The 11,575-nt window shown below is 36.8% G+C and carries 9 protein-coding genes; 6 read left to right on the top strand and 3 right to left on the bottom strand.

The window, feature by feature from the left end:
* Nucleotides 1-294: 294 nt before the first annotated feature.
* A complete protein-coding gene (locus DU508_RS23935) occupies nucleotides 295-465 on the top strand; it encodes a hypothetical protein (protein WP_157263924.1) in 171 nt (56 codons plus the stop codon).
* Between the two features lie 357 nt (nucleotides 466-822).
* On the opposite strand, the gene DU508_RS20590 is transcribed toward DU508_RS23935, so the two are convergent.
* Nucleotides 823-1,629, bottom strand: a complete 807-nt coding sequence (locus tag DU508_RS20590; protein ID WP_056095173.1) for a phospholipase D-like domain-containing protein — start codon at nucleotides 1,627-1,629, stop codon at nucleotides 823-825.
* 532 nt (nucleotides 1,630-2,161) lie between these two features.
* Between DU508_RS20590 and DU508_RS20595 the strand changes: the two genes are divergently transcribed.
* From DU508_RS20595 to DU508_RS20615, 5 genes are all read left to right on the top strand, one after another.
* The gene (locus DU508_RS20595) at nucleotides 2,162-3,253 is read left to right on the top strand and encodes a hypothetical protein (RefSeq protein WP_056095176.1); all 1,092 of its coding nucleotides are present in this window, start codon (nucleotides 2,162-2,164) and stop codon (nucleotides 3,251-3,253) included.
* A gap of 33 nt (nucleotides 3,254-3,286) precedes the next feature.
* Nucleotides 3,287-4,006, top strand: coding sequence for an FRG domain-containing protein (locus DU508_RS20600; RefSeq protein ID WP_056095179.1), 720 nt, complete (start codon nucleotides 3,287-3,289; stop codon nucleotides 4,004-4,006).
* A gap of 65 nt (nucleotides 4,007-4,071) precedes the next feature.
* On the top strand, nucleotides 4,072-4,536 hold the full coding sequence (locus DU508_RS20605; protein WP_056095182.1) for a hypothetical protein: 465 nt from the start codon (nucleotides 4,072-4,074) through the stop codon (nucleotides 4,534-4,536).
* 5 nt (nucleotides 4,537-4,541) lie between these two features.
* Nucleotides 4,542-4,730, top strand: coding sequence for a hypothetical protein (locus DU508_RS20610; protein WP_056095184.1), 189 nt, complete (start codon nucleotides 4,542-4,544; stop codon nucleotides 4,728-4,730).
* Nucleotides 4,714-7,140: an AAA family ATPase gene (locus DU508_RS20615; RefSeq protein ID WP_056095188.1), complete on the top strand. Its 2,427-nt coding sequence runs from the start codon at nucleotides 4,714-4,716 to the stop codon at nucleotides 7,138-7,140. Before DU508_RS20610 ends, DU508_RS20615 begins: the two co-directional genes overlap by 17 nt.
* A gap of 57 nt (nucleotides 7,141-7,197) precedes the next feature.
* Here DU508_RS20615 and DU508_RS20620 read toward each other — a convergent pair whose 3' ends face one another.
* Both DU508_RS20620 and DU508_RS20625 read right to left on the bottom strand, forming a co-directional pair.
* On the bottom strand, nucleotides 7,198-10,176 hold the full coding sequence (locus DU508_RS20620; protein ID WP_056095192.1) for a type ISP restriction/modification enzyme: 2,979 nt from the start codon (nucleotides 10,174-10,176) through the stop codon (nucleotides 7,198-7,200).
* 438 nt (nucleotides 10,177-10,614) lie between these two features.
* Nucleotides 10,615-11,025 carry a response regulator gene (locus tag DU508_RS20625; protein ID WP_056095195.1) on the bottom strand — a complete coding sequence of 137 codons (411 nt, stop codon included), beginning with the start codon at nucleotides 11,023-11,025 and terminating at the stop codon, nucleotides 10,615-10,617.
* Between the last annotated feature and the right edge of the window lie 550 nt (nucleotides 11,026-11,575).

The raw sequence follows: 11,575 nt of genomic DNA on the forward strand, positions 1-11,575 counted from the left end.
AAATCACTTGTCGTTTATCGATTGGAATGGGTGTTTTACCTTTAACAATTGGCACTGCAATAGTCGCTGGCCCAATTTGTTTTTTATGAATATCAGAATAGAAATTTTAATCAGAAAAGGCATGATGTGCAAAACTTGCGAAGCAGAAACTCAACCGCTTCAAAAGTTTGGTGTATGCAGATATGGCGATTTCAAAGCCCAGATTTGCCTGTCCTTTGGAATATCAAAGATTATTTGTATAATAGGGCGGTCCAACGCCCCTAAAAGGGGGCGCAATAAAAAATTGCGATAGCTATGGACTATAACCAAATCATCAAATTAGTTGCCGTCATCGGCGGGTCTGCAAATGTCGGTATTGCGCTCACACTTATCTATAAGTTTATATTAAGGAAGAGGCCTTTGGAGGAAACAGAAGAATTTGACAGCAAGGGAAGGGTATTGAAACGCCATAAAAAATTCAGGTAACAGGATGCAATCTAATGGACGAAAATTTATTCGTGTCACTTTGCTATGCTAGATTTGGCCTTCGGGGTATTGGTTACCTTCCAAAGCTTGTAATTTATATTGTACATAATCTTGAAGGCCGCGCTTGCTTTTCAATCAATTCCTCCCAGTCGATGCTATGGGCATCCCACTTCAGGCAGAACTGTCCAAGATCTAATGATGGAGGCAGCTGATAATTACTTCCGTTCCATCTTTTCGGTCTTATACTAAAATTTATAAAAAAGCGGGGATGTCTAAAGCAGATAAATATTTGGCGCAATCGTATTTGGATGGCATCAAATATAAATATTACTGAGAATGCAATACCCTTAAATAGTGTCAAGCAAGTTTAAGTTTGATAAAAGTCTCAGCAAAACCTGCTGCAAATTCGTGACTATGGTTCACAGTGACCGTTTCTTTGTTATACTGGGCCTTTACAGTCCAATTGTAAGAGCCATGAACAACAGTCTTCAAATCAATGATACAGAATTTATGATGCATCAGGTTTTTGTATGTGCCTTGAGGTAATTTGTAATAAGCTTCAAAGTGCTGTAGAACTTTTGACTTTAGCTTTGCATTAATATCATCGTCCATTGCTACAATCTGGATATTGACACCAGCAATTTTCTTTGCGTGTAATTCCCTTAATAAATCCAAATCTGTTAGCCACGCGACGGCTACCCAGATCAAAAACTTGGCTTTCCTGATCTCATCTATAATAATTCCTCTGTTTTCCTCAAAATATGCTTCAATTTTTATAGGATCTTGTATAAGCGCACCGCTTATCTTATAGCCACCATTTCCAGCATCTACAAACTCATATCCATCTTCTTTGATAACAACATTTATTGTCTTTACTGCCGCATTAAGGTCTAGACCAGATTCAAGAAAATGGACTTTAGACACAACTGTTTCGAGCAAGGCTTGCATTTCCTTAGTGCCATTAATCTCTTTAAGCTTTTCTACAACATACGCATTTCTGGAAAGAGCATTTGGCATCCCCCCGTTCCCCCATTCATAAACATCCTTAAAGCCAACACTATGGAAAAGCGTGAGTATTTCCGGCCCTGACAATTTAGGGAACGATTCTTTATCGCCAGAAATATAGGTCTTAAGTCTGTCTAGTGTCAGGGGTGATAATTTCATTGTGGAGTTGTCCAATTGATTACGGCTAATCTAGAAATTATTATCATTATTATTCCATCCAGCTTATGGGTATTTATGCTAACTTATTAATTTTAACCAATTACAATATTTGTGGTTAGATTATATCCCGATTTAAAAAAAATCTAGCCATTTTTCCACTTTTATATAGAAAAACAAATAGCTCCAATAAATCGACAGAACAATACGGAATTAGACTACGTGCATCTGGCGGAATAAATAAAAGACTAATCTAATTAAAGATTTCGCTTGGGGTGACCAAGGTCATTATAGGATTTTTGAGTCAATTTGTATCGTTCAAAATTGACCACCTAAATATATCAATTGCTAAGGCATTTAAGAAGTGAAGGTCATTACTTGGGCTGGTCAACTCACTATGGAATCGCTTTATCAATCTTGCCGAAATCTCTGGTAACGGTGATAACGCTCATACGATTATCTCATTCATTGTCTAAGTGTTATTGTGACTATAAATAACCAAAAAAGGGTATATTCATTGTTTTTAAGTATTAGTATGACGGCGGGACAATTAAAAGGAACATTACTAGAATACATCGTAAGAAATTTGATGATAAACTGCGGTTTTGCATCCGTTATACCAGATGGACATTACATCTACCGGCAAGATGGATCAGGGCTGTTTTTCATAAATGGCAAGGGTGCGGCGCATGACGCTGACGTTTTAATGGAACCTCCCATACAGATGCCATTTTCTTACCCATCTAGGCTCTTGTTTGAATGCAAGAGTTACGATAGGAGGATTGGGCTTGATGTAGTTAGAAACGGCCTTGGTCTTCGGTACGACATAAACGAATTTGAAATCGTAACCGATGAGACGATTCAGCGAAGAAAAAACAACAGGCGTGACACCTATGCCATTTCAAGCAGAAAAAGATACCATTACCAGGTCGGCATTGCTTCAGTGGAGGAGTTTAGCCGGCCAGCTTTTGAATTTGCCGCAAACAATAAAATTCCGCTTTTATCGATGCGTTGGTTTTTAAAAAACTCCACTTGTGACCTATTCCATAGGATAAACGACACCTACCTTCACGACATGTCCGTAGAAACCAGGGGGCTTTTATATAAATTTCTGAAAGATAAAACCCCCGATTCAAAAACTTCCAGTTTATACGATGATTTGTTTGAATATCTTCTTACTGATAATATATCGGGTCAGATTTTAAGGGATTTTGAGGAGGTAATCAATAATTGCGTTGTTGGGCTATTGGAGACCGGGGACCTGCTTTTTTTGTTTGCTAATGAAAGAGGTGTTGGCAATCTCTTTCGGGAGCAAGGCCAGGGGGGTAATATGGAAGCGAGGTTACATTATTATGCTGATGACGTGACCAAATGGACATTGGCAATTAACAATTACCGCAGTCAGGTATCGCGTCCAATCGAACTTGAATTCAATGTCCCGATAGGCTTGCTATACCAATGGCGTGATTTTAACTATGATAAATATGCTGGATATACAATGAAAGGTGCGTTTTTTTCCAGGATCTTTATTTTCTCGCAACGAGCCAGCAGCTATGGCTTGCCTTTTACAGTTGTTAATTTAGATAGCGAATGGCTTGAAGAATTAAGGTCCAGAGGAGAACAATAACTATTCACACTAAAACACTTTATACAAATCTCAATGACAAGCAAAATCGAAAGCCTTGAAGAATATATAAGCTTAATTTCAGGCACCTATTCTTGTGGGCACCACGTTTTTAGAGGGGTAAGCAATGCGCAGCATAAACTTATTCCATCTGTCGGCCGTAATCCGCATTATTCAGACAGAGACGAAATAGAACTTTTTGAGCAGTTTAAGCGTAGGGCACATTCAACGGTTGTAAGTCAGCTCAAAAATGACTGGGACTGGCTGGCGGTTGCACAACACCATGGCTTGCCTACCCGCCTTTTGGATTGGACTTCCAGTCCTCTGGTCGCCTTATATTTTGCAACAAAGCCAAGGATAGTCAATTACGCTATTGAACCCTGTTCTCCGAATGGTGGCTGTGTAAGCGTACTGCATTTTTGCAATTACATTGATACCAAAGGGCATGAAAACCCTTTTCAATATCCAACAGTTGGTGTCTTCCAACCACCACACATTGCCACAAGAATTACAGGACAGGCGGGTTTATTTACTATTCAGCCAAGCCCGAATGAAGAGCTGACTTTTGTGAAAGACAAAACCCTGCCAGATGAAATAGAACGGATAGAATTTGACCAATCTGCGGCAGCGCATATCCAAGGACAACTATTTAAAATGGGCATCAGGGAAGATATGCTGTTCCCTGACCTCGACGGTTACGCCAACGGTATAAGGATTAACGAGATACTTGGTGCACACCATTACAAACAGTGTTAGATTTAAAATTTTAGTACCTTTAGAAACGCTGATGACCTTTTATATTATTAGACCTTTACCCTAAAATGAGCGAGACAACCCCAACCGTCAATATTTATTTTGATAGCCCTAAAACTTTTGACGCGGGTAATATCCTTTCATTGAACGGCATTACAGGCCTGTACTTTATTTTTAGTTCTTCTATTCAGATTCAATATCCCTTTGATCCTTCCAGGCTGCTTTACATTGGCATGAGCGAAAAGAAAACCAACAGTATAGGAAGCAGGCTGAATGGTCACTTTGGCGGTAAATCAAAAAACGTCGGTTTGGTGAGTTACAGAAAAGTTGAACCGCTTTGGTTTACCTACATCAATTTCGAAATGCTTAAAAGTATCTGGGCTTTTCGCGTTGAGGATTTGGAAAGCTATTTCATTTTAAATTTTGTGGAGCATTTTGGCATATATCCGATTTGCAATAATAAGACAGGTCTGGATGTGATGAGTAACAATATCGCAACCCATTTCAAGATCGACTGGAACTATTTTAAATAACAGCTATGAGTAACGACGTAAAATCCGGCAAAGAAATTTTGGACGACTTTTTCAAAGAGATCGAGAACATTCCAAACGTGGACAAAGTGCTTGCACGGTCCCTGGCAACCCTATATGACCAGGGCAAGCTTACCGACACAAACGTGAAAAATGAATTACACACTTTAAGAGAGCAAGATGCCAATCAAAATTAAGCAACTTCATATTTCCGGGTTAAGGGGTGTCCAGGAACAGTTCGCCTTAAATCTTGGTGAAAAATCCATCCTTTTATACGGGGATAATGGCACTGGTAAAAGCAGTATATCGGATGCACTGGAATGGTATTACACTGATGCGGTATCGCACCTGGGTAGCCAGGAAATAGATTTGAAAGATGCGCTTAGAAACGCTTACCTGTCTGGGGAAAAAGAATCGTCGATCAAGATCAACTATAGTAAACCGGTCATTAATGCGGAAAGAAAGCTCTATTATAAAAAAGGAAAATTAGTTACTGAATTTTCAAATGATACAACCGATTTTGCAGAATACCTTGAACGGTCACGAAAGGAAAACTTGTTACTGCGCTACCAGTTCCTGCGCGATTTTGTTGACCAAACAAAGAGCGACAAGCTAAAAAACCTGTCGGATATTATCGGTTTTTCCGAAGTGACAAAAGCAAAAGAAGTACTAAAGAAGTCTTTCAACTTTATCAAAGCTGAAATCAAAAACCAAAACTTTGAGAACCAAATCAATACTCAAAAAACTACCTTAATTGAGAAAATAGGGGCGGCTTTTAGCCAAGAGGCTAATCTTTTTGAGAAAATCAATGAAACCATTGCTCCATTATGTTTGGGCTTCACCGTTGGGTCAATGGCCGATATAGATAATGTCTTGGCTAAATTGAAAACACCTGCATCCTCCAAATTCGTAAACGAGCTGAGGTTTCTGGAAACTTGTCAGGCCTCACTAACAGACCTCGAAAAGGAAGTTGATTTCATCGATACGGAATACACTAAATACCATGTAGAATTTAATAAAATTGCCGATGATGTAGGATCTATCATGCAGACCTATCTTGCCGAACTCTTAAAGGTTGGGAATGATGTCATCGTCAAAAAATTCCATAAGGACGAAAGCTGTCCGCTTTGCTTACAACCAAAAAATCTGACCGACTTACAGGCAGAAATAAATGTGCGTCTTCAGGAAATAGGAGAAGCCGCTAAAAAGAAAGCGGTTTTCGACAGTTCAAAAACAAGCATGGTGGCCATTGCTGCGGAACGTATAAAAAGGCTCGATGCTTTGGCAACCGACCTGTTGTATAAAGATCTGGCCAATTCAAAAATCAGTAAGGCTGTTGCTGGATTGAAAGTCAAGATTGGACTGTATCAGAAAGCTGCATTGGAAAAGGTTACCTCTGGTAATAGGTTAAGTGATGCATCTTCCCTGAAACTTCACGCTGCGGATTTTCTTGAAAACGTCGACATAGCTGCCCGGATCTCAAAGATAAAAACAGCCATTGCAAGTGATAACACGACGGTGCTATATGCTAATATATCAGCTGCCAAAGATGCTTTTATGAAAATCAAAAATTTCGAAGAAGACCGGGAGAAACTTGAAAAACAAAAAAACTCGCTTGAGATCATCTTTAACGAGTTTGTAAAAAAACAAAAAGAAGGTCTACAGAATTTTATTGATACCTTTTCGGGTACCATCAATGATTATTACCAGTACATGAACCCTGGTGAACTTTTTGAGAAAATCCGTATCGTCACCATTGGCGAGGATGACGAGCTTAACGGCATAACCATTGAATATAAATACAAGGGTGAATGGGTATCACCACCTCAAAAATATTTTAGTGAATCTCACCTGAACTGTTTTGGCATTTCATTCTTTTTGGCTTCGGTAGTCGCGTTTAACAAGGAAAACAAGTTTTTGATACTGGATGATATAATTTCCAGCTTTGATACCAATCACCGGAAAAAATTTGCTGACCTTTTATTCGATAAATTTTCGGAATATCAGATTGTCCTGCTTACCCATGAAGAACAATGGTTCCAATATGTCCGTCAGATTGCTAAGAAAAAAGGCTGGCTGATTAACGAAATCAAATGGACAGAGATCAAAGGAACACATTTGAGTGAATCGCCAGATGATCTGAAAGAGATAATTGAATATAACTTAGCTAATGGCAATGTCACATTATTAGGCAATCCTATAAGGAAATATTTAGAGCATATTCTGAAGAAGATCTGTTTGAACTTGGAAGTAAAGCTGAGTTTCAAGTATAACGAGGTGAATGAAAAACGGATGCCGGATGAAATGATCAACGAGCTTAAATCAAAGATTAATAAAGCTAGTGCGGAATTAAAAGTTAACCTTCCGATTATAGATAAGTTGTCCAGTTCTTCTGTGTTCGGTAATCTGCTTTCTCACGATAATCCTTTCGATCCGAAACTCGGGGACCTAAAGGCTTTTTGGGCCGACATCATCGCCTTTGAAAAGCTTTTTCATTGCCAAAACAAAGAATGTAAAAAACCGGATGTGTCGCTACGAAATTACGACACAGTTGCCAAAAACATTCGCTGCGGTTGTGATACCACCAAATATGATTGGAAGAATTAATTCAATTAAATCATTATTTAAATCAATAATATAAAATTAGATAAGACAATCCTACGGTTAAATGCTCATTTTAAATATAATATCCATTGTATCGACACTTGTTGAACAAACTTTTTTTAGTAAAGTTATTACCTCAGTTTTATAAGAGGAAAACTCATACAAATTAAATTTAGCTGTAAGGCTTTCATCTTTAGGACTCTTTGTTTTGTATTGATCTAAGACCCATTCCAGCGCACTACGATTACCAATTTTGTATTCCCAAGCACTATTGGGTATACCACGGAGCTCGGTGTTCTCATCGATTGTTATTATTCCCGATATCTTATCTGCCTTAAGTTTTGTTCTGGGATTAGTTTTATTACCAGTTTGAACCTCCGCTAGCGGATATAATTTGGCATTTTCATAATTTAATTGGATGGATATTAATGTTTTACCCCATGATTGCCACTTATAAAAATCCTCATATAATGGAATCTTAGGAAAGTCACGTTGAAGGTTTAGTTCATATTTAGAGAGATAAATAGGAAAGTGAAGTATCCCATAGATGTATTCAAAGATTTCTTCTTTTGAAATAGATTTCAACTTATAATGAGTAATAAATTTAGTTAATGCCCAATCTGAAATATTATCAATGCGGCCTTTTTCATCATAACGATAAAGCGGAAAACATTTTGTATCTCCAGTGTAGTGAAGATCGGGATAAGTATCAACTATAAGAAATCGAAAGTCAGATCCGTTCCCGTTAATACAAATTGCGATATTATTGTTACTACTAAAGAAATTTTGATTATGGCTTATCACATCATTCAAAACCGAATTTAAAGCCAATATTTTTTTGGTGTAAGGTCTATAGTTACATTTAACAAAAGAAACGGATTTCTCGACAGCAAATATTTTTCGCGTTAATTTATTTTTTAAATCACGACTCCACTTGATTTCTTTTGCATATTTTTCAAAATTGCCTGCGTTAACACAATTGTTATAGATCTTAATAAAATACTTGATTTTAGATTTTAGATTTTTCTCATTGAAATCATAAACCCACTCATCTCTATTAGTAGAAATTCCATTGGAAGCCAAATTAAAAATCGACTTACTACCACCTTTAATGTACATCGGAAGCAATTTATCAAAGTCATTATCTGTGTTGTTCAGCCAGTTGCTATTTTTATCTGGATGAATATGAGTGAATGAGGCCGAGGAAATGGAATTTTCTGTAAACCATTGAAGTTTTTGCTCTTTTTTCCAGTTATCATCGAGTGCGGTATAAAAAATACTGCATTGTGCACCCTTAACTCGGTTTTGTTTTTTGATCAAAAACATAACTGCAACACCAGTCTGAATTCCAAAAACGTTGTGAGTTGTACCAGCGATTTTAGGATTGGCTCTGACATCACTTATGGTATCTATAATATAAGCCTGGTCAAATTCTGTTTGAATAACTTTACGAAAACCATCAAAGGTTTTACTATCAATAAAACTCCGATTTGTAACAAATGCAATAATTCCCTTATCTTGAATTCTATCGAAAGCCCATCTATAAAAGCGGGAATACATATCATAAACTTTTGTTTTTTGAGCTTTACTATATTTTATGAAAGTATCTTTTATCCTTTTATCGATTTCTGGGTATTCCCTATTCTTATTGTTCTCATTCTCATTAACTTGATTTGCATTATATGGAGGATTACCAATTATCACCGAAATCTTTCTAGTATTTTGTTTGATGATACGAAGGCTATTTTCTTGGGAAAATGGAGCAAATAGATTTGTTTGCTTCCCCATAAAAGTAAATCCCAAATTATCAAGAGTATCTACAAAGCATAGATTAGTAAATTCTTCATATTTACCCATTTTTTGGTTATAGGTAAACTCAATATTTAAATTACTAATGTAATAAGGCAATATTGCGACTTCATTTGCGTGTAGCTCATTTTTATATTTAAACTCTAATTTATCTTTAGGAATATAATCTATTATATCGGTAATAAATGTTCCTGTTCCAGTAGCGGGGTCCAGAATTTCAACACCTTGGTCGGATAAAAATTTATTAAAATGCTGATGTAATAAAAAATCTGAACCCTTAATCATAAAATTAACGATTTCGTTTGGAGTATATACTACCCCTAAGCGATCAGCAGCTTTTGGATTATAGCTTTTATAAAAGGTTTCGTAAATTACCTTTAAAAATTTTTGCTTCTCATGATGATCAGCGATTCCAGCCGCGGCAGCATTAATCGCTTGATAATAATGTTGAACGCTTGATAGTGCCGTTTTTCTGACGGTACCGATAAAAAAGGTATGAATTACCTTTTCTAATTCACGGGCAATATTATTTTCTCGATGAAATTGATTCTCATCAAATATTGTATTAAAGACATCCTCAGTTAAAATATGCTGGATAATCATCTCTCGCACATCGTCGGACGTCACATTGGGATTTATACTATCGTGACATATTTTTAAGAATTTTTTGCTGTATTTTTTAAACTCTTTATTAGATTTTTCTGCTTTCTCAATAATTTCTCTAATTGTCGCGGTAACTTTAGGAATATCCAATTTAAAAAGTTCAATTGCTTGACGAAAATGCTTAACCTCTGGCCTTTCATAATTTATAAAATCAGTTAAAAGGTTGTGAAGAGCATTTGCATCTTTCATTGATACGCGACTTGTTTCTAGCCCGTTATGAAAAAGAATTGCCGTCTTGCTATCTTCGAAAAGTATATTTTGAGTAGGGTATCCTTTACTGAACTTTTTCTGTACTTCTTCGTTTATATCGTCACTTTCATCTTTACTTTCCCAATACCCCCAGTCTTGTCGCAACGAGTCTTTTAAAGTACCATCTGGCGTAACCTTTTTATTGCTATTATTCGCCTGAATACTCACTTCCGTTACTACCTTTAGACCCTTTCCTTGTGCGTATTCATTTAATAGATTATGGAAAGCACTCCTTATAGCAGTCTCTTTTTTTGTCCCACCAAAGTGAATGATATCTTCTACTTCTTTTTGATAATTGTGAATAGCGAACAGGCTCATTGAGATTATAAATATGAGTGAAAGATACTTGTTGTCGCTAGCATTTGCAATTTATGTATGTATATTAATTCATTTGCCAGCCCTAAGTTTCACTTTGTATTAAATTAAACTTAAATTGTAATGCGCTATTTTGTTATAGCTTCAAAGCTGATGATAGAATATTTCAATATCCCTATAACATCATCAACATAAACCGTTTTTAATAGACCCTTTCGTGAAAATAGGAATTTCTCTCGAACCCCTTGTAATTAAAACGCTTAAAACTAAGTAAAATTCGTGCAACGGTATCAAATATTAGTTGTGCACATTGGGAACCGAAAAACAACTTGTGCAATTTCTGTGCAAATGTCACCGCAAATTAACCGAATTAGAGTGCATAACTTATTTAGAAAGCCTTCATCCTTAAAACCCTCTGCTTACAGGAAATCGGGCCAGGTATTACAAATTCAGTTTCCCGAAGGTCGTCGCTCCAGTTTGGTGAACCTCCAAGAGGGCGTGTTTGATATTCTTGTAGTCGATAATTTTATGTAAAAAGCATACAGCGCCAGCTTTCTTTGCCTCCTCTATGTAAAAGTTTTCTATCTCTGAAGTTAGGACAATCACTTTCGCGTGGGGCCATTTCTTCAAAATTTCTTTTGTCAACTCAAGACCATTCAATTTGGGCATGCGCAGGTCCGTTAAAAACAAATCAGGCAAAGTCGAGCAATTTTCTGAGAAAGTAAGAAGCTCTCTGCCATCACTAAAAGCGCCAATGACATCAAAGCCACTTTCGACCAACATTTCTACCATTGGTTCCCGAAACCAGCGCTCATCTTCCGCATAGGCGAGAGTTATTTTATTTGCACTCATAACATTATTTTCCTACCACTATATTTCCTCGGAAAGCTTTTCTCAATATACAAAAATAAAATTATAGGGTTGAAAAGAAAGCTTTTATTGGCTCAAGAATATATTTTGGCTAGCGCAAAGCTTCTCTCAGAATATTTTCGTCAAAAGTATTGGTGTTCTCTGCAGTTAAGGAAATACAATTATCGCCTGCGGTCTCTGCGTCTAACCTTTTTACTAAAATCAGGATAAATTATTACCACTTCTGATAAAAATAGCTATTCCAATACCCCCACCTGCCAAGAAAATATTGATGTTACACGCCAATCTTCAACCAGAAGTCTTTAGTTAAGGAAACTTTTAAGAAGCCTGCTTCTAAAGTTTGTAAGTCTCACCTTTTTGATAAGGTTTCGAAGTCGACCAATTAAAAAGTGAGATAACATTGGTGATGAGGATTTTGATTCCATATAATGGAATGCTATCTTAGCCTTGAGAGCGTTAATTTAGATATCGGGGATATGGACACCGTTCAGTCCCCGTGTCTATTTCTAAACTCATTGCACATCTTGCCTTA

Source organism: Pedobacter chinensis (genome assembly GCF_003339865.1).
In the GTDB taxonomy this organism is placed as follows: domain Bacteria; phylum Bacteroidota; class Bacteroidia; order Sphingobacteriales; family Sphingobacteriaceae; genus Pedobacter; species Pedobacter chinensis.

Bases quoted from the DNA above. Each gene is read 5' to 3' on its own strand.
- DU508_RS20590 (WP_056095173.1), bottom strand. From the start codon at position 1,629: ATGAAATTATCACCCCTGACACTAGACAGACTTAAGACCTATATTTCT.
- DU508_RS23935 (WP_157263924.1), top strand. From the start codon at position 295: ATGGACTATAACCAAATCATCAAATTAGTTGCCGTCATCGGCGGGTCT.
- DU508_RS20625 (WP_056095195.1), bottom strand. From the start codon at position 11,025: ATGAGTGCAAATAAAATAACTCTCGCCTATGCGGAAGATGAGCGCTGG.
- DU508_RS20615 (WP_056095188.1), top strand. From the start codon at position 4,714: ATGCCAATCAAAATTAAGCAACTTCATATTTCCGGGTTAAGGGGTGTC.
- DU508_RS20610 (WP_056095184.1), top strand. From the start codon at position 4,542: ATGAGTAACGACGTAAAATCCGGCAAAGAAATTTTGGACGACTTTTTC.
- DU508_RS20620 (WP_056095192.1), bottom strand. From the start codon at position 10,176: ATGAGCCTGTTCGCTATTCACAATTATCAAAAAGAAGTAGAAGATATC.
- DU508_RS20605 (WP_056095182.1), top strand. From the start codon at position 4,072: ATGAGCGAGACAACCCCAACCGTCAATATTTATTTTGATAGCCCTAAA.
- DU508_RS20595 (WP_056095176.1), top strand. From the start codon at position 2,162: ATGACGGCGGGACAATTAAAAGGAACATTACTAGAATACATCGTAAGA.
- DU508_RS20600 (WP_056095179.1), top strand. From the start codon at position 3,287: ATGACAAGCAAAATCGAAAGCCTTGAAGAATATATAAGCTTAATTTCA.